The organism is Pseudoalteromonas luteoviolacea, from assembly GCF_000814765.1.
In the GTDB taxonomy this organism is placed as follows: Bacteria; Pseudomonadota; Gammaproteobacteria; order Enterobacterales; family Alteromonadaceae; genus Pseudoalteromonas; species Pseudoalteromonas luteoviolacea_H.
Genome location: NZ_JWIC01000006.1, coordinates 491,433 through 511,217, shown reverse-complemented (window position 1 = coordinate 511,217; position 19,785 = coordinate 491,433). Strand labels below are relative to the sequence as shown.

At 40.8% G+C, this 19,785-nt stretch carries 17 protein-coding genes and 1 pseudogene; 15 read left to right on the top strand and 3 right to left on the bottom strand.

The features are described 5' to 3' along the window. Positions 1–34 precede the first annotated feature (34 nt). The 7 genes from JF50_RS13705 (at position 35) to JF50_RS13675 (ending at position 9,166) form a co-directional block, all read left to right on the top strand. Positions 35–1,903, top strand: a complete 1,869-nt coding sequence (locus tag JF50_RS13705) for a methyl-accepting chemotaxis protein (protein WP_039609994.1) — start codon at positions 35–37, stop codon at positions 1,901–1,903. An 85-nt stretch (positions 1,904–1,988) separates the two neighbouring features. After that, the gene (locus JF50_RS13700) at positions 1,989–2,585 is read left to right on the top strand and encodes a PilZ domain-containing protein (RefSeq protein WP_039609993.1); all 597 of its coding nucleotides are present in this window, start codon (positions 1,989–1,991) and stop codon (positions 2,583–2,585) included. Positions 2,586–2,641: 56 nt separating this feature from the next. Then, positions 2,642–3,700 (top strand): agmatine deiminase family protein, encoded by a 1,059-nt coding sequence (locus tag JF50_RS13695; RefSeq protein ID WP_039609992.1) that lies wholly within the window; start codon positions 2,642–2,644, stop codon positions 3,698–3,700. Then, positions 3,687–4,577: a carbon-nitrogen hydrolase gene (locus tag JF50_RS13690; RefSeq protein WP_039609991.1), complete on the top strand. Its 891-nt coding sequence runs from the start codon at positions 3,687–3,689 to the stop codon at positions 4,575–4,577. The genes JF50_RS13695 and JF50_RS13690 overlap by 14 nt, the downstream gene beginning before the upstream one ends. A 17-nt stretch (positions 4,578–4,594) precedes the next feature. Beyond that, positions 4,595–8,068, top strand: a complete 3,474-nt coding sequence (gene mfd / locus JF50_RS13685) for a transcription-repair coupling factor (RefSeq protein ID WP_039609990.1) — start codon at positions 4,595–4,597, stop codon at positions 8,066–8,068. After that, entirely contained in the window at positions 8,065–8,907 is an 843-nt protein-coding gene (locus tag JF50_RS13680) for a CsiV family protein (protein ID WP_039609989.1), read from the top strand. Before mfd ends, JF50_RS13680 begins: the two co-directional genes overlap by 4 nt. Before the next feature lie 13 nt (positions 8,908–8,920). Then, a complete protein-coding gene (locus tag JF50_RS13675) occupies positions 8,921–9,166 on the top strand; it encodes a hypothetical protein (protein WP_039609988.1) in 246 nt (81 codons plus the stop codon). Here the strand turns inward: JF50_RS13675 and JF50_RS13670 are convergent. Beyond that, the gene (locus tag JF50_RS13670; RefSeq protein ID WP_039609987.1) at positions 9,161–9,667 is read right to left on the bottom strand and encodes a GNAT family N-acetyltransferase; all 507 of its coding nucleotides are present in this window, start codon (positions 9,665–9,667) and stop codon (positions 9,161–9,163) included. The two genes, JF50_RS13675 and JF50_RS13670, sit on opposite strands and share 6 nt — an antisense overlap. A 77-nt stretch (positions 9,668–9,744) precedes the next feature. Here JF50_RS13670 and JF50_RS27550 point away from each other — a divergent pair. Both JF50_RS27550 and JF50_RS13665 read left to right on the top strand, forming a co-directional pair. Beyond that, a pseudogene (locus tag JF50_RS27550) lies at positions 9,745–9,953 on the top strand (hypothetical protein). Positions 9,954–10,157: 204 nt separating this feature from the next. Further along, entirely contained in the window at positions 10,158–11,666 is a 1,509-nt protein-coding gene (locus JF50_RS13665) for a hemolysin (RefSeq protein ID WP_039609986.1), read from the top strand. An 81-nt stretch (positions 11,667–11,747) separates the two neighbouring features. Here JF50_RS13665 and JF50_RS13660 read toward each other — a convergent pair whose 3' ends face one another. After that, positions 11,748–12,113: a hypothetical protein gene (locus JF50_RS13660; protein ID WP_039609985.1), complete on the bottom strand. Its 366-nt coding sequence runs from the start codon at positions 12,111–12,113 to the stop codon at positions 11,748–11,750. 317 nt (positions 12,114–12,430) lie between these two features. Between JF50_RS13660 and JF50_RS13655 the strand changes: the two genes are divergently transcribed. Genes JF50_RS13655 through JF50_RS13645 form a run of 3 tightly spaced genes read left to right on the top strand, consistent with a single transcriptional unit; the run spans position 12,431 to position 14,986 of the window. Continuing rightward, positions 12,431–13,279 (top strand): hypothetical protein, encoded by an 849-nt coding sequence (locus JF50_RS13655; RefSeq protein WP_039609984.1) that lies wholly within the window; start codon positions 12,431–12,433, stop codon positions 13,277–13,279. A 27-nt stretch (positions 13,280–13,306) separates the two neighbouring features. After that, complete coding sequence (locus tag JF50_RS13650; RefSeq protein WP_039609983.1) at positions 13,307–14,104, top strand: hypothetical protein; 798 nt, start codon at positions 13,307–13,309, stop codon at positions 14,102–14,104. Positions 14,105–14,134: 30 nt separating this feature from the next. Then, complete coding sequence (locus JF50_RS13645) at positions 14,135–14,986, top strand: hypothetical protein (RefSeq protein ID WP_039609982.1); 852 nt, start codon at positions 14,135–14,137, stop codon at positions 14,984–14,986. Positions 14,987–15,053: 67 nt separating this feature from the next. Here JF50_RS13645 and JF50_RS26105 read toward each other — a convergent pair whose 3' ends face one another. Then, a complete protein-coding gene (locus JF50_RS26105) occupies positions 15,054–16,139 on the bottom strand; it encodes a helix-turn-helix domain-containing protein (protein WP_052262296.1) in 1,086 nt (361 codons plus the stop codon). Positions 16,140–16,351: 212 nt separating this feature from the next. Between JF50_RS26105 and JF50_RS13635 the strand changes: the two genes are divergently transcribed. The 3 genes from JF50_RS13635 (at position 16,352) to JF50_RS13620 (ending at position 19,452) form a co-directional block, all read left to right on the top strand. Further along, the gene (locus JF50_RS13635; RefSeq protein WP_039609981.1) at positions 16,352–17,335 is read left to right on the top strand and encodes a response regulator; all 984 of its coding nucleotides are present in this window, start codon (positions 16,352–16,354) and stop codon (positions 17,333–17,335) included. 197 nt (positions 17,336–17,532) lie between these two features. Continuing rightward, on the top strand, positions 17,533–18,528 hold the full coding sequence (locus JF50_RS13630) for a ChaN family lipoprotein (RefSeq protein ID WP_039609980.1): 996 nt from the start codon (positions 17,533–17,535) through the stop codon (positions 18,526–18,528). 678 nt (positions 18,529–19,206) lie between these two features. Continuing rightward, the gene (locus JF50_RS13620) at positions 19,207–19,452 is read left to right on the top strand and encodes a hypothetical protein (protein WP_160290478.1); all 246 of its coding nucleotides are present in this window, start codon (positions 19,207–19,209) and stop codon (positions 19,450–19,452) included. Positions 19,453–19,785: the final 333 nt, after the last annotated feature.

Here is a 19,785-nt window from a genome sequence, read left to right as displayed (position 1 = left end):
CTTTAGTAATAGACTCACATCTGGGAGACGTTCTGTGAAGTTTAAATATAAAGTAGTCGCCGTTTCTGCGAGTGTTTTAGTGCTTGCCTTATTCTTATTGTCCGTCAAGCAATACTTCCTGCTTAAAGAAAACTTAGAACAACAAGTCACACACAGTATGGAAGAAGTAATCCAAGGGATCAGCAATACTGTCACCGCACAAATGCAAGGAGCGATGAACCTTGCAGCCCTCACAACAGGCCTAGTCTCTCAAGTCGATGGACTAGAAAAAGCACGACCTATGATTTCTCAGCCTAAGCTAACCTCTGAATTTTTACTTATCGGGTACGGAGAAGAAAGCACCGGACAATATGTCGCAAGTGACCCAAACTGGAACCCAGGCTCAACTTGGGACCCAAGAGTAAGACCTTGGTATAAAGATGCAAAAGCAGCCAAAGAATTAGTTGTAACCGATCCTTATGCGGATGCAGTCAGTGGTGAAATTGTTGTGTCTATCGGTGCACCTGTCTTCAAAGGCAGTCAGTTTCACGGCGCCATCTTTTATGATGTAAGCCTCGCGAAGCTGGGTAATATGATTAACTCATTTAACCTATTTGATGCTGGCTTTTCGTTTATGGTGAGCTCGAACGGCAGTACCATATCACACCCAGACGTATCGCTAAATGGTCAACCCGCGCGTAACTTTTTAGGCAACACCGTTGTCAGGGAATCCTCACAAGAAATTGATATTGACGGTGTCACCTACCTTGTCATGTTTAAAGCGGTCGAAGGATATGATTGGTATGTCGGTGTCGCACTCGAAAAACAAAAAGTATTTTCTGCTATGGACACGTTGACTTATAACGCAACAATTGTCTCTATCATCGCTGTTATCGCCAGCTTCTTAGCCTTATCTTACGTCATTAATATCTTATTAAAACCACTTGAAGCGATTAACACTGCAATGTCTAATATCGCCAAGGGTAACGCAGACCTGACAGTTCGGTTGCAGGCTTCGAGTGAACCTGAGTTTTCTGACTTAGCAGAAAACTTCAACTTATTTACTTCTCGACTGCAAAACATCATCGCTGAAATACAAACGTTGGGACATGAAGTACTTGATGATGCCAAGCAAACCTCTGCAGGCGCTAACCATGCAACTCAAGCAATTCAAAGGCAGCTTGAATCACTCAATGAACTGGTTAACTCAACTGCTAATATGTCTAACACTGAACAACAAGTAGCCAGCACTGCACAACTTGCAGCAGACGCGATTAAAACAACTGATGGGCTTGCAAAAGATGGAGAAAACATCGTTGTTCAGTCAACCAGCTCAATTAGCGAACTTTCATCTCAAATTGAGCGTGCTGTAGAGGTGGTCAATGAGCTAGAAGTCTCTTCGTCTGGTATTGAACAAATTCTCTCTGTGATCAATGGTATTGCAGAGCAAACAAACTTACTCGCCCTTAACGCTGCAATTGAGGCTGCAAGAGCTGGTGAGTCTGGTAGAGGCTTTGCAGTTGTCGCAGATGAAGTAAGAACTTTAGCTCAGCGTACCCAAGAAGCCACTACTGAGATTAAATCGATGATAGACCAACTGCAATCTGGCGCCGAAAATGCCGTAGGCGTAATGAAGCAAAGCCAAACCATCGTTGAAAAGACCGTTGTGAAAGCAGAAGAAACAAAAGATGCCCTGCATGCTATTCGCGAGTCAATTAACAATATTGTTGAGTTAAATGTAAATATAGCCAGCATGCTGGAAGAACAAAAAGCAGTGGTAGAGGCCGTCGATCACAACGCTTCTGAAATACGTAACCTCTCAAATACCGTTGTTGATGAGGCAAAAGTGGTAGATCACACCATGAAATCACAAGTTGATAAAATCGCAAAACAAGAGGACATGCTAGAGCAATTTAAGGTATAAGTGAGTTAACATCTTGATTTAAATGGCTGGAGTAGCGAGAATAAAGAGATAGCTACTCTAGCAACATTAATATCGGCATACATACATGCAAACGAATTTAAAAGAAAACTTTGAACAATATTTTCAGATAGACGAAGCAAACCAAATCAACTTGTACCCTGTTGATGAGAATATGGTGCCTAAAAACCAAGCCCAACTTGAAGCTGCAATCCCCCCATTATTCAGGCTTGCTAATGAAATTAATGAACTAGATTTAAACGCACTCAGGCCCTTGCGAAATCTGGGTGATGTTGCGTCAGACTTAGCCGCGTATTTGCAGGCTCAATCACGTAAAATTGACCTCATCATGAGCCATATTTTGGCTAATGAGCAACCTGAAGATGAAACCAGTTATTGTGATAGCTATGGGGGTGGCGGGATCAAGGTCACGACAAATGAGCAATTTCAAATTGGACAAAACTTTAGAACCAAGGTTTTTTTGCAATATGAAGCAAGTGCCATTTTTTGCTACAGCCAAGTGATTGAGATTGCAAAACAAGATGATGATGCACTTCAATATACCCTAGCTTTCACTCAAATTAGAGACACAGATCAAGAGCTATTAGTTCGAGCCAGCTTACATGCACAAACAAGGCAATTAAAAAAACGTCAATCAGACGCCGAAAGTGATCAAAATAGCTGACACAGCGCCGTGCAGTGATACACTTAGCCCCTAGCAATTAAAGATCTATTATCGTCATGAGTTTTACGTTATTACCTGAATGGTCACCGCAAGATGCGGTGATGGTCACATGGCCGCACAAAAATACTGACTGGGCTGATATTCTTGAGCAAGTTGAACCTGTATATATCGCCCTATGTCAGCAAATATCGCAAGTTCAAAAAGTGGTTATCGTTGCCCACGACGAAGCGCTTAAAAGTCATATTACCACCCTACTGATTGATGCCAGCGTAGATATGCAGCAAATCGTATTTGTTGATGCGCCTTGCAACGATACTTGGGCACGTGACCATGGTCCGCTGACGACAGCGAATACATGCGGTGAACTCAGCATTAAAGACTTCATCTTTAACGGCTGGGGAAACAAATACGAAAGCGATTTAGATACCCAGATCAATGCCGCTTTGTGTCAGCAAATTGCAGACGAACGTAACCAAGTTCAACAAGTCAACTTGGTTTTAGAAGGCGGCGGTGTCGAGATTAACGAGCACAAAGTGTTGTTAACCACATCAGAGTGCTTACTGAATCCAAATCGAAACCCACACCTGAACAAGCAGCAAGTTGAAGCTGAGCTTACGAAAGAGCTAGGCGCAACTTCGTTTTTGTGGGTAGACCATGGCTACCTTGCTGGTGACGACACGGACAGCCACATTGATACGCTAGTTAGATTTGCACCAAATAATACCCTAGTGTATGTGCAGTGTGACGATGAACAAGACGAACATTATCAGGCACTCAATGCGATGGAGTCTCAACTTAAAGAGTTTGTCACTCCTTCGGGTGAACCATATAACTTAGTGCCTTTGCCTTGGCCAAGTGCTAAATACAATGATGAGAATGAGCGTTTACCAGCAACTTACGCCAATTACCTAATCATCAACGACACTGTGCTACTCCCTATTTATGGGGATGAAAAAGACGCCCTCGCACTGACTCAATTGCAAAAGGCACACCCTGAAAGAACCATTATTGGCATTGACTGCCTGCCAATTATTCATCAATTTGGCAGCTTGCACTGTATCACAATGCAACTACCTCAAGGCTTTTTAAATAGGAACCCAAATGAGCAACAATAATTTGAAAGTCGCATTAATCCAACACACTAATAGCGACAACCTAGAAAGTAACTTTGAAAAGTCCATATCAGGCATTAAAAGCGCGGCAGCACAAGGTGCAAAATTAGTTGTATTACAAGAGCTTCACCGCAGCCTGTATTTCTGTCAAACTGAAGATACTGATTTATTTGATTTGGCTGAAACGATCCCAGGCCCAAGTACAGATGCATTTTGCACACTTGCGAAGGAACTCAACGTTGTTATTGTTGCCTCTCTGTTTGAAAAACGAGCAACGGGTTTATATCACAACACCGCCGTCGTCATTGAGTCAGATGGCACCATTGCCGGAAAATATCGTAAGATGCACATCCCTGACGACCCAGGTTTTTATGAGAAGTTTTATTTTACTCCTGGCGATTTAGGCTTCGAGCCCATTCAAACATCTGTGGGCAAATTAGGCGTTCTAGTTTGTTGGGATCAATGGTTCCCTGAAGGCGCTAGATTAATGGCCATGGCTGGTGCCGAGCTGCTCATCTACCCAACAGCGATTGGTTGGGACCCTCGTGATGATAAAGATGAGCAAATTCGTCAACGAGATGCGTGGATGATTGCACAGCGCGCACATGCAGTTTCTAATGGCGTTCCTGTTATTAGTGTTAATCGCGTCGGACACGAATCTGATCCAAGTGCGCAAAGCGAAGGTATCTTGTTCTGGGGCAATTCTTTTGTCGCCGGTCCTCAGGGTGAACTTCTGGTTCATGGTACTGAAGATCAAGAGGAAGTGCTTGTCGTCGATATTGATCAAGACCGCAGTGAGTCGGTTCGTCGTATCTGGCCGTATTTACGTGATAGACGTATAGATCATTATCAAGACCTATGTAAAATATACAGAGATTAAGTAGTTAGGAGTTAAGAATGGCATTAGTGCAGTGGAATGAGCTACCTTGGGTAAAATCAGCAAAGGACAAGATCCATTGGGGTCAGTTACTCGGTAGTAGTTTGGCAATTACTATTAGCGAGGGAGTGAAAAAAAACCAATCCCTTGTTGTGTTAGTCACGCCAGACACCCCCAGTGCACTGCGTTTAGAAACTGAACTTGGCTATCTACTTGGAGAAGACAACGTCATGGTGTTTCCTGATTGGGAAACTCTCCCCTATGACCACTTTTCACCACACCAAGACATTATTTCTCAGCGTTTAGCCAGTCTCAATGCGCTACGCACAAAACAACAGGGTGTACTGCTTATCCCTGTTGCAACATTAATGCTCAGAACCGCGCCGCCTGAATTTATCTATGGCAATGCACTGCAATTTAAAGTGGGTGATACTTTAGATGCGCAAGGTCTAAAAGAAACACTCACTCAAGCGGGCTATCGTAACGTGCAGCAGGTAATGGAACATGGTGAATTCGCTGTACGCGGCTCTATCATTGACCTTTACCCAATGGGTAGTCAGCACCCTTACCGATTAGACTTTTTTGATGATGAGCTCGACAGTATTCGTCTTTTTGACATTGAAACACAGCGCTCAAGCGAGACCATAAAGTCAATTGACTTATTGCCTGCACACGAGTTTCCAACTAATGACAGTGACATTGAGCGCTTTCGTATTCAATACCGCGAAACCTTTGGAGCAAGCTCTGAACAAGACTCCATCTACATGCAGGTAACACGTGGTAATTGGCCAGCAGGTATCGAATACTACTTACCGTTATTTTATGACAAGCTGGCGACCATTTTTGATTATTTACCAAAAGATGCGGTGTTTATGCACCTAGGCGACATCGAACACGCTGCCGGCGACTTTTGGTTAGATGTCAGTAAACGATACGAAAACCGTAGAGTTGATCCATTAAGGCCATTACTAGAACCAAAAGCGCTTTACCTTAATGTCGAATCGCTTTTTGAGGCGTTTTCACATTACCCGAGAATTCGATTAAGCCAAGCATCACTAGGGACCAAAGCCGGTCACACAAACGTCAATTCTGCCCTTATTGATGATGTGCGTATTGACCATAAGCAAGCCGATCCATATTCAGCCATTGTGAGTTACATCGCAGAACAAAAACAGCAAAAGGGTAAAGTACTATTTAGCGTTGAATCAGACGGTCGTCGAGAATCATTACTAACGCTGCTAAAGCCAACAGGTTTGAAACTAAAAGAGTTCGAATCCTTTGAGCAGTTTTCAAAAGGTCGTACTGATGTTGGTTTGGTTGTCAGTCCACTAGAAGCATCTGTCTTTCTTGATGGCGCGAAACCTTTATCACTGATCACCGAGCAAGAATTGCTTGGGATTAAAGTTTCCCAGCGCAGGCGCCGTAAGCACAAATACGAGCAAGGACAAGATGCCCTTATTCGCAACCTAGCAGAACTAAAAGAAGGCCAGCCAATTGTGCATTTAGACCATGGTGTTGGACGCTACCTTGGTTTACAAACTATCGATGCTGCGGGTGTTGCCACAGAATTTGTGACAATTATTTACTCTGGTGATGCCAAGCTCTATGTGCCGGTGTCATCCTTGCATATGCTGAGTCGTTATTCTGGGGGGGAAGAAGCCTCTGCCCCACTCCATAAATTGGGGTCTGATGTTTGGGAGAAAGCCAAACGCAAAGCAGCCGAGAAAGTGCGAGATGTTGCGGCAGAACTATTAGACATTTATGCTAAACGTCAAAGCAAACCGGGACATCAATTTAAACTTGATGGCAGTGCATACAGAGATTTCAGTAATAGCTTCCCGTTTGAAGAAACAGATGATCAACGCAACGCCATCGAAGCTGTCATTGGTGACATGCAAACCAATCAAGCGATGGACAGGCTTGTATGTGGTGATGTGGGCTTTGGTAAAACAGAAGTCGCTATGCGTGCCGCCTTTGTTGCTATTAACGACAATAAACAAGTTGCCGTGCTCGTGCCAACAACACTACTAGCACAGCAGCACTTTGAAAATTTCAAAGATAGATTTGCAGATCTGCCCATTGAGGTCGGCGTGTTATCGCGCTTTAACAGTACAAAAGAGCAAAAAGAAACACTTACTGCACTAGAAGACGGTAAAATTGACATTGTTATTGGCACCCATAAGCTCATTCAAGAAAACATTAAGTTTAAAGACTTAGGCTTATTGATTGTCGATGAAGAGCACCGCTTTGGTGTACGTCAAAAAGAAAAAATTAAAAAGCTGCGTGCAGATGTCGACATTTTAACGCTAACTGCAACACCAATTCCAAGAACACTCAATATGGCCATGAGTGGCATGCGCGATTTGTCTATCATCGCAACGCCACCAGCTAAGCGTCTCGCAGTTAAAACCTTTGTTCGTGAGCGCAATGACGAGCTGATCCGTGAAGCCATCTTGCGTGAAACCAAACGTGGTGGTCAGGTTTACTTCCTGCACAACAACGTTGAGACCATCGAAAAAACCGCAGCGGATATTTCAGCACTGGTGCCAGAAGCCAATATCGCCGTCGCGCATGGTCAGATGCGTGAACGTGAACTTGAGCATTTGATGAGCGATTTTTATCATCAAAAGCACAATGTTCTGGTATGTACTACCATCATCGAAACAGGCATCGATATTCCAACAGCAAATACCATCATCATGGATCGCGCAGATAAACTTGGTCTGGCACAGCTTCATCAGCTTCGCGGCCGCGTCGGTCGAAGCCATCACCAAGCGTATGCATATTTACTGACTCGAAATAGCCAAAGCTTAACAAAAGATGCGGTAAAACGTTTACAAGCTATCGAGTCTCTTGAAGACTTAGGTGCAGGTTTTGCATTGGCAACACATGACTTAGAGATCCGTGGTGCAGGTGAACTCTTAGGTGACGACCAAAGTGGCCAAATCCAAACTGTCGGGTTTACCTTGTATATGGAGATGTTAGAACAAGCCGTGCAAGCACTCAAAGACGGTAAAGAGCCAACGCTTGAGAACTTATTACAGCAACAAAGTGAAGTAGACTTGAAACTACCCGCTCTACTGCCTGATGATTACATCCATGATGTAAATATTCGACTGAGCATGTACAAGCGCATTGCTACTCTGTCTTCTGAAAATGAACTAGACGAGTTAAAGGTTGAGCTAATAGACCGTTTTGGCCTGCTGCCTGACGCAGCTAAAAACATTTTCGAAATCCAACTACTCAAATGCAAAGCGCAACAAATCGGCATTCAAAAAATTGAAGCCAATCCAAAAGGTGGCTATTTTGAATTTAGCAATAACACCAGTGTTAACCCAACGTTCATCATTGGATTGATACAAAGCAACCCTGCGATATATCGTATGGAAGGCGCGAGCAAACTACGCTTTAATATAGAAGAAAAAAATGGCCAAGAGCGTTTGAAGCTCATTAACGCCATGATGGATGACTTTCAGAAAAAGGCTGTTGCATGAAGCAATCGATAGTTAAATGGGGACTTTTAGCGGCGCTCAGCACCTCAGCTATGCCCGCTTTTGCAGTGCGTTGGTTTGAAGTGGAGTTAATCGCTTTCGCTCAAAAAGATGCGTCTCAAATTAGAGAAGATTTCTCCGTTGAAACGCCTCCTTTACCCACTGAGAAGCGTTTAGACTTGCTAACTCAAGGGTATAATAATGTCGGACATCAATCTTGCTTGTCTGGTGACCCAAACTATGACCCGCGTAGCGTAACCGAGCGATTCACTAAATCACAAAGCTCTTGGTATTGTGACGACGATATTAACTATGTTGAACGTTATGACATCCTACCGGTCATGCCCGTCAGCGAGCCACTCGAGCATATGCAATCGATGTATTTATTGGCCCCTGAGCAACTTAAGTTCGAGTCAATTCGTAAAAAACTTGAGCGAAAAGGCCATACGGCCATCTTACATACTGGCTGGCGCTTTCCTGATCAAAGTAAAAAGCGCGCACCAAACGTCGTCGTTTATGGTGGTAAAAAATACACTGAGCCTGCTAGCTATATCTATAATCAAACGCATGACGATAACTTTATAAGCTTGCTTGAAAGAGAAACAAAACCGACTATTAAATCTGGTGGTGATTCATTATGGGAGCTAGACGGCACCATGAAGATCCATATTCGTCACTACCTTTATGTAACAAGTAATTTTGATTATCGCTATATATCCGATATCGGAGAGCTGGAGTCTGCAAGAATGTCTCAGTTTACTAGGGTATATAGCGGTGATATCCATTATTTGGATCACCCCAAAATGGGCATTATTTTCCAGATAAGAAAATATAAACACTAACAGGATAAAAAATATGAAAAAACTTTTAGCAATTGCCGCTTTAATCTCACTTACAGCTTGCTCAAAGGTAAGTATTGAAAATTATGAAAAAATATCCGTTGGTATGGAAAAAGCCGAACTTGAGCAGGTTTTGGGTTCAGCAGATTCTTGTGAAGAAAAAACACTTCATACCAATTGTGTTTGGGGCAATGAATCTAAAAACATCACAGTGACGTTAGTTTCTGGTCGCGTTACTTTATTTAGTAAAAAAGGTTTATAAAACACGCCTTTTAGGATCGGTTTGGCAAATGCATAAGCGATAGTGCTTGTGCTTTTGCTCAAAGCCCAAATGCTTAAGCAACTTAATACTTCTTTTATTCTCTTTATCGACGTTTGCATTAATCTGCCCAATCAGTGCTTTAGGTAAGATACTCGGCAATGATTCAACCAAGTAACTAGCCGCTTCGCGCATATACCCTTTCCCCCACTGCTCAGGGGCAAGCTCATAGCCAATTGATATTTCTGACGTTGATTCTTGATAATCAAATAAGCCTATGGAGCCAATCAAAGCCCCCTCATTTAACAACGCAAAACGAACCCCCACCCCTTGATAAAAAAGCTCTAAATCACCTTGGATCATGGCTTTAATATCTTGTAAGGATAAGTCAGTGCCGTAGTCGTTATAATGACTCACTTTAGGGTCATTCAAAATTTCCAGCAATGCGCTGCAGTCTCTATAGGAGACGAGGCGCAATATTAGCCTTTTTGTTCGTAGTTCCATCTGGTTTATGGGTCGATTTTTTATTATTTTGGTATAAACTACCCCATCTTATTTTAAAGTCCAGTGAAGATAAAAATATGACTGAAAAAAGTGACGAATTTAAGGTTATCCCCCGACTACAAAAGTTTTGTGTCCAGAAAAAGGGGAAGGTTGGACTCTAACTGGTATTACAGGCATCGAGGAACACACTTCTGTCATGTTCCAAGGCGTTCGCTATACACTCCCTGCAAAATTAATTGTTGAAGAACTGCTCCCTAACTATCTGGAATCTCAGAAAAACAATTGATCACCCCTAATTTTTAATCCATTAGTTGTATTTTATTGTTGCAATTTTGTTCATATGGGAGGATGATACAATGAGATTGCAAAGATAATAATGGATGCGTCTGTCTCGAAGGAATAAGAATGCACATCGTACAGTGGATGTAGATGTGTGATTACTTTGTGTTGTGTTAGCTTGCTTAGGATAAACTGAACAGAGTTTGTTACCATGCTAAAAACATCACTAACCATTTTAACCCTCGCAACCGCGTCACTCCCCTCCCTCAGTGTTGCAAACACTTGCCAAGGCGAGCTCTTTGGTATCAATGCAGGACGTGGCGATGTGGGGATTTTATTTGGCTTAAATGAGCAGAATAATAGTGCATATGCACAAACCCTTGCCGAATTTAGCGCTTCCGCTTTAGCTTATGATAGTGAAGATAAGCGCATGTATTACATTTCAGCACCCAGACCCATCGAATACAAAGTAGATATAAGTGGGTTAGTCGGACTCACTGAAGAACAAAAGGCGCACTTACCTATTGAAGGCCAGCGATTTAAGTATTTACGCCTTGCTTATTACGATTTCAATACCAACTCACATACCGTGGTCGACAGAACGACACAAGTGTTGAGTATGGTCTTTGACCCTGATAGCAACGCGTTACTTGGTACTGACTTTAAAAAGCTTTATCAAATCAACAAAGAGACTGGTGCTGCCACTGAATTAGGTGCTCTAGGTTCATTAAAAGGTAAATTCAGAGGCGACTTGGTTATCCAAGATGGTAACCTCTATTTAATTACTAGTCGCTCTGTTTATCAAATCAACAGAACAACATATGAAGTCACTAAGCTGGCAAATCATTCGTTGACTGCTGCTACAGGCGCGACACTGAACCAAGCTGGAGAAGTCGTTGTTAGTCGAACACTCATCAATGATTATGGTCATGTAAATCGCTCCAAGCTTTACAAAATGAACCCACAATCTGGTAACACGTGTCTACTGGCAACAGTGCCGGTACGCTTAAATGATTTGGCAACAAATACCGATAGTGAAGTTGCTTGTTATACTACGCCAACATGTGAAACCGATCCTATTCCATCGTTTACCTTAGAAGCGATTAAAGACTCCGCTTTTGAAGGTGCTCAGCTTGAATATCAAATCACATTAAGTGATGACTATTATCAAGATGTGTCCATTGATTTAAGTATTACGCATGGTTCCACTAGTGCTTCGGACGTCAGCTTAAGCCAAAGTAGCATCACCATACCTAGTGGTGAGACAGTAGGCAGCGTAGTCATCAACACGACTGATGACCAAGATTATGAAGGCGACGAGACATTTACTCTAGAAGCAACCGCGGATCAAAATGTAACAGGCACAGCTTCATTACCTGGTACCGTGCTTGAGAACGACCCTCAGTGTATTCCTGATGAATATACCCGTATCAACTACCAATTTGTTAGTGAAAGCGCTGGATATAATAATGATTGGGGTGTCAAAGTTAACGGCAGCTACGTCAAACTACTTGACGAATATGGCGGCTCAGGCAGCTATGATGTGCTAGTTGGCAGCAGTTACAACTATGTTCTCGCCATCAACGGAAATAGTAACCAGTTGACAACCAACTACACTGTTTATGGGGACAAACAGTACTGGGAAGATCAAAACGACAATGACTACAATGATTTTGTCGTGAGAGTGTGGACGACGCCAATTCAAAAAGGATGTGATTAAGTAAAACTAATCTAACCTTGTTTGCGATTTGCTGCTTAACTGGCCTTAACAGCAAATCGCTTTTTTACACCAAACTGTACCCTACTCCCAAAATACATAATGTGTTTGTTTCTCAATTCTATTGGTTGAAGTTCTCACATCAAAAATGTACTTATACATAGATTCAAACTTCACCGTCTCACGTAAAATACCTTTTTTATATTTATATTTGATTTGTTCGTCTGGCGTGAGGGCGGAATACGCCGCACCAATTGATGTATTGTGTTGTTGATTCTTAATGTCAACGAGATAAGAAGTGAATTGTTTTTGTGTTTGATTTTCAATTGTGACAGGTTGCACATTTGGTATGTCTATCTTATCACTAAAGTCCGAAAATACAGGGGCTGCCAATGCGCCAGATGAAACTAGGCATCCCAACATTACATATTTAACATCAGATATAACCATATTGTCTCCTTTTTTATACTCATTTCTACTTTAAACAAAAAACCAACTGAAATACCAGCTTAAAAAGGACTAAAAACGGCTACTTTTCAGGTCTACATTTATATGCACCCTCCAAAAATTAAAATAAATTCAATATATTCAACAAATTAAAATCCTCCTATGTAAAAAGAGTCTATTTAGAATTACTGAGACGCTTAGCAAGTACACACTGGGTAAAGTGGCTCCAGTGCTTAGCAACAAGCACGAAACACTTCATCAAGCTATCTACACATGAGGGATACGCAAGGTGAGAACAATATTAAATTGGAGCAATTAATATGAACACATTTAAAAAACTCGCCATACTAACTGGGCTAACCTGCATATCAATATCAGCAAGTGCCCATCATTTGGGCGCTGATCAGCGTGCTAAATTATCGAGCATCTTAGGTTGTATGTCTCAATCTAATGACACGATTCACATCCATGGCTGTAACCTACAAATTACTAATGGACTCAGTGATACACAGTCTAACAACGGTACTGGTAACCTAATTATTGGCTATAACGATATCAGTACGGAGCCGCCTGCCTCTAAATCTGGCTCGCATAATTTAATCATTGGCCACGGACATACTTACACCCGTTCAGGCTCTTTGATTGCAGGCACCAAAAATACCGTACATGCCCCTTCTAGTTTCGTTACAGGCTCTAGTGGCTTGGTAGAGGGTGCAAATGCAGACAGAGGTACCATTGCTGGCGGACTAGGCAATACAAACAAAGCGTTTTTAAGCGGCATTTTAGGGGGCAATAACAACACCATTTCAGACCAATTCTCCCATGCAATGGTCATTTTAGGAGGTCAAAGTAATGATTTAGATGGTCAATACAGCACAATTGCTGGTGGCGTAAACAACAAAGTAGTTAAAGCACTACAAGTCAATATTCTAGGCGGTCAAAACAATACAGCCACAGTACAACAGACAGTTATTGCCGGTGGTCGTAACAACACCGCAGCGCGAGAAGCTGCCACCATCTTGGGCGGACAAAATAACACCGCAAAAGGATTCCGTTCCACCATCGCAGGTGGTGCAGACAGACAAACAACCAATGACCACGAATTCCGAGCGGGTACTTTCAACTCACAAGACCCATATAGAGCGGACGCTTTAAACCAACAAAACTAATTAAGACAAAATTAAAGGATAACGAACATGAAACTATTATCTAAATTTGCTGTTGTTGCACTTTCAGCCGCCTCTATAAACGCACAAGCAACAACACTCACTGAACAAGAACAAACTGCTTTAATTGACATTCTTTCTTGCTTAGAGCGTGTAGACAACACATTGATTGTGAGAGGGTGTGACGTGCAAGTTGTTAATGGCTCTCACGGTAACGAGGTTAAAAATGGTAAGGGTAATGTCATTGTTGGATACAACAGACAAACAACTGCTTCTCAACACACAGCCACAGGGTCGCATAACTTAGTGATTGGAGATGGACATCAATTCTCTTCAATTGGCAGCATCATCGCTGGTGACAGCAATTCAGCTTTTGCAAATTCAACCTCCGTGGCTGGTGTAAATAATCAAGTCTCAGGATTTAACAGCGTAATATGGGGCGGTGAGTCAAATACAGCTGAAGCGGCTTTCTCTGTGATTTTAGGTGGACAACAAAATAACACCTTGCCGTTTCATAACTTCGCTTTAATTGCAGGTGGCAAAGGCAACACAGCTAAAAACTTTTTTGCTTCGATTTATGGCGGTGAAAACAACGTTGCAAAAGGTCAGAGCTCGATGATTTTAGGCGGTCAAAACAACTTCACAGAAGGTCCGCTTTCAAGCATCACCGGTGGTCGTAACAATGAAGCCAATGGTGAACTCAGCGCCGTATTAGGTGGTGAATTCAATCGTGCAAATGGGTTTACTTCCAGTATCGGTGGCGGCCTTAGTCGGACCATCGGCGGTAAAGATGACTATCAAGCTGGCTACTTTTTCTCTGATAAATAACCTAAAACAAACCATTTTTGGAGTAACAACATGTTAAATTTAAAGAAATCATTTACCCTAGTAAGCCTTGCACTTATCAGCACTACCTCCTTTGCAAGTTCACACGACCACGGTAACGACCCAATAAACAGTGACCATGCATTACGCGCGATTTTACAATGCATGACTAAAGTTGATAACACACTGGTGATCAATGGCTGTAACCTACATATCGCAAATGGTACAGGTTATACACACAAGAAAAATAATGTCAGCGCAGCCAATGGAGTCGGAAACTTAATTTTAGGATACAACACACTCAAATATGGTAGCCAAACGCCTGAACTTGACCGTAGAGGCTCGCACAATGTCATTTTAGGTGATGGTCATAGCTATCAATCAACAGGCACATTAATTACTGGGCGCAATAATACAGTGACTGGTCAATCCGCGGTTATTGCTGGCTCTGGCAATCAAATCAGTGGTTATGGCTCTGCCATCATGTCAGGTAGCAACCACACTATTGAAGCGAACCATGCCAGTATTTTTGGTGGCACTAACAATACAATATACGCAGATGCAACTTGGGGAAGTATTTCAGGTGGTGAAACAAACCGAGTTTACGCGCAACTTGCAAGTGTCGTGGGCGGTCGTCACAACTCAGCCTTTGGTATCGCCTCTTCTATCAGTGGCGGTCAATTTAACCAGACAACTATCAGCGCGCCTTATGCTGTGGTTGTAGGCGGAAGTGACAATAAATCAGGCAGCCCAGCTGCGGTTGTACTTGGCGGGCGCTTTAATGAAGCAAATGGAGAAGCATCTACCGTCGCAGGAGGCTTCAAACGCTCAACAACAGGTATACATGACTACCGAGCAGGCAGTAACTTCTTCTCTAACCAGTAGTAAACACTATCTCCCATCATTCTTCGGTTAAAGCCATCTAATAGATGGCTTTTTTTGATAAGCACACTCATTCAACCAATAAATGAGTGAGAGATTTAACAGCGCGTTGTGAGTCATCATGAAATAAGCCACACGCTTCTTTTCTAAATTGGCTTGGAGTTAAGCCTGTATAAGATTTAAATAACTTATTAAACGTAGATTTGCTATTGAAGCCAGCGTCAAAAGCCACTGCGAGTATTTTATGCGATGTTTTACACAATAAAAGCTTTGCTTCATCAACACGATAACGATTCACAAAGTCGTAAAAGTTCATATTTAAATGCGTGTTTAGTGTGCATGATACTTCAGCGGTTGTTGAATCAATATGTTTAGCTAGTTCTGAAATACTTAATTGAGGGTTTAAAAATAACTTATCATTACGCATTGAATTATTAAGTTGACGAATTATGTGCTCATAGGACTTGCATTGATGCTTATGTGTACGAAGACTATCACTAAGCTCAGATGCATTACCTTGTACGTAAAGCGGTTTAATTTGATTAAAGTAGGACAAATAAAATAACCAAAAGCTCATAGGTACATAGCTAGCCAACGCAATTAATTTACTTACAGGCACAGAAAAAATATCGTTTACAGACAAAAGTAAAAGAACTAAGCACCAGCATACAAGCTGGAACCTAGCCATAACGACAAGCCAAGCGTAATTGTCGTATTGTTGATTGGTTACCTCAATTTTAAGGGTTGGCTGATGCTGATTTAAGTAATAAACGATATAAATCGCATATGACAAGGCGCACACAACACCAAAACAAAATTCCCAAGTCATACTGAACAAGTAACTTGCACAAATAGGCAGCGCATGAAATACATCTTCAAAAGAGACTTTTTTCGCCTCTACATGAAAACGAACATAAAAATAAAATACCAGTCCATAGAAAGCATCAAATGATATGAAACTGGTGTATGCCATTATGTCCGTCATAACAAAGGCAACTTGGGTTAGCTCTGTCACAAACAACAAAATCCAAATGCTTATGAGGCTACAAGCGAGCGTTTTAGTTTTGGATAAAAAGAGCAACAGGCAGACAATACACCCTAAAACTAAACTCAAAATATAGAAATTTCTAATCACATCAGTTACTAGCTCAAACATACTTATTTTCCTTATTTTCATTTGCGCTAAGATGCAGACCGTACACATCGAATAAATGTTACAAAAATAATTACAAATTTAAAAAAATGTAATTTCAGCTCTACTCTTTAACGTTACTGTTAGACATGTCAGGTACAACCATTGCTTTTGCGGTATTGCTGCTCATACTTATTAAACAAGATTTCATTTAATCTGATCACAAGTTGCAAACGATGAAAAAATTCTCTGTGCTATTAGTCGAAGACAACCAGATTTACGCTAACTTAGTCCAGCTACTAGGTGGAGATAGAGCCGAGTTTACTTGGTGTCACAATTTAGAAGCGGCAAATAAAGCTTTAGATAACCAACAGTTTGATATTTATCTTCTGGATCTTTATTTACCAGATGGGGATAGTATCGAGTTTTGTCGACGTATTAACACGCCTAAAAAAGAAGAGACGATAACCGTATTTTTAAGTGGCGAAACAGATTTAGAGTGGCGACTACGAGCATTTGAAGCTGGAGCAGAAAATTACATACAAAAAGATATTGGCAAAGAAGTTTTAAAAATTAAACTGGACAGCTTGCTAGATTATCAAGCTAAGCGATTGCGCGCTTTAAAGCGCGCAAAGAAAGATTCTCAAATACAAACAGACAGAACGTTTAGAACCCAGCTTGATCACAATGCACTTATTCACTTCTATCGCCAATGTTTAAACCTCAACGACATCAACAAATTTTCTGGTTACCTATCTTCACTAATGCAGAGCTGGGAGCTTGATTACATCGCCAGGTTAACACTCACAGATGGTACAGAGTATCATTTTAAGAATAATGATGAAGCCATATGTGATATGGAACTTGAACTATTCAATGACTTAGAGGCCAACAGTGCCAACGTTCAGTCTTTTGGGCAATCTACTTTTTTTAAATATCATCAGGCTGAATTGATTGTCAAAAATATGCCAACTGACAGTTATAATAAAGGATCATTAATAGATATTTTTCACTATGTTGTCGAAGCAATCGATATTAGGCTTAATGAAATTGCAAAACTACAACACATGGACTCAATAATTCAGGAAATAAAAGAGCACTTAGCCGATAGACACGATGATAAAAGCCTCGCCCTAGTTAATGAGTTAGTTGATGATTTAGCAGCCATCACTTCAGAAAAAGATCTAAGTAATGACAATGATGATATGGTGTTTTTCTAAACCATTTGAAAGGCCAAAAAACTTAAAAAGTGAATTTATCAACTTAAAGCCTGCCTTGAGTTTCACGCGGACTACTGTTTTATAAAGAAATAGTGCCAATACAACACATTAAACCGAACTCGACACCACTAATGAGAACAGTTATCATTACAACTAATAATTGTTCAATTCAAACTAGTGAGTTCCACGGAATTTTAATGAAAATAATCAGGCGTTTTAAAGCAACAGTGATGCTATCAACCTCTATAGTATTGGCTCAGGGGTGTGTGACGACACAACAAGATATGCCGTCGCCCAAGCGCACGACCATGCTAAATGATTATACCTTGTTCAGTGCAAGTGATGAGCAACCTATCACAGCTGAACAGCTAGCTGTAAAATTAAATAGCGTTGACGTAATATTTATAGGCGAATACCACACCCACAGTGCCTCTCACCGTTTACAAGCAAATTTACTCCCTCTAATATTCAGACAAAACCCGAATTTGATACTGAGCTTTGAGCAATTTGCACGCGATAAACAAACTATATTGAATCAATATTTGAACAATGAAATTGGTGAACAAACATTGATAAAACAAGCTGATGCTTGGGACAACTATCAAAGTGACTATCGCCCTTTAGTAGAATTCGCACGTGAAAACAAACTACGTGCTATTGCAGCAAATACGCCCCTGAGTATTGTGCGCTGTGTTGCTCGAAAAGGGCCTGAATATATTCAGCAATTTAAAGCCCCGCAAAAAAAATGGGTTGCGCAGGATATCACGTCTAGTTCGACTGCATATCAAGAAAAATTTAAAACTGCTATGGGTCATCACGGCTCAAAAACGGCCAAATCAGGGCCCGTCAAAATGAGTAATAGCTTTTATGCTCAGCTTGCGCGTGATAACACCATGGCAGAATCAATCTTTAACGCGCTAAAGCAATCTAAAAATGGTCAAGTCATTCACTTTAATGGTGCTTTCCATAGTAACTACCACCTCGGTACGGTCGATGCGCTTAAAAAGCTTGATCCTAAGCTTAATATTGCCGTTATTAGCCCACAGTTTAAAAATGAAGCTATTGATTGGTCTGTCGGTGACTTTGTATACAAAATAAAACCATTACCTAAACGGTATATTAAAAAAGAAAATTTAAATCAGGCGATCAAAGTGATGATGGAAAAGCGTAAATCGACGCATTGTGAGTTGTAATTAGGCTCTTTAAAGTCCATATATTACAACCTTTTAAAGTGACTTTGTAAAACTTTCAAATATGAGGCCAATGTAAAACTATTAGTAGTATGTTGGTCTGTACGATTTATAACGCGCTCTTGGTTTTTGGATGTTATTTGTCTAGTCTTTTATAAACTTGTACTTTTAAATTAGTTGAAACCTTTAAAAATGATTGGTGTATTTATTTCTAAACTCGCTTAAAAATCAGCACGAAAAATAGTCAAACCTCTTTAACACTCTTATTTGTAAAAGATCACATTAATCTAATACGATTTATAAACCCCCTCATATACAATAGACTTAAGCAAAATATAAAATTAAAAACTTATGGCATCTTATTTTACAATTTTCTCGCTCCCTGACCATCACATTGATTATCTAAAACAAAATGAAGACGAAATTTTCGAGTATATGGATGGTGAGTTAGTTTGCCGAAAAACCACCCAAAAGCTGAAAAGGTTAATTTTTAAGGCGTTAAACCTGACTCACAAAAACATTGACTTCCCAACTTAGCCTGTAGAGACATTTAACCCAGATATAAACCACAAAAGCGTTCCAGCTTTTCACTTTATACTCAATGGCACAACTGATTTCATATTAGGGGCTGGAACCATATTTCAAACATGGTTATCTACTGATACCCACAGTGCCATTAACATGGATAACATGAATGAAAACTTCGCATTTAAAAGTGAAATGATCCCAGACTTATTAAAAATAGTGAATCAATTAACCGACTCAAAAATAAAATCAAGTTACTGTGAGTGGTTTTCAGTAAACTACCCTGAACATACACCCTGTGACATTGAACTATCCGAGTTATGTGCTGATTTTGTTACTTTTAGAAATGGGTTAAAACACGCAGTTCAAAATAAACTAGGTATTATGTGGGTTGCTTGTTAATTTAAACATAAAAAATTCTATGTAAAATAAAAACCACTGAACAAGTATTTATTATGGGCCAGCAATATATCAGCATCATTGCTTGGCTCTTATGCCATAAAAAATAAACGCCATTGATCACCTTCCGGCACCCATAGTCATAATCTCTAGAACAGAAAGCAGATACACCTGAGTCAAGTGAGTCCTAAACAAAAACCCCTCTTCTTTATTAATATATCAATCACAAAAAAACCGTAGTTCTTGCACATTTCAACCACTCATGGAATAAAATAGTTATTCAATGTCGTAAGACTATTGACTAATCTAGAGGATTTTATTCAAGAGAGCCTTTTA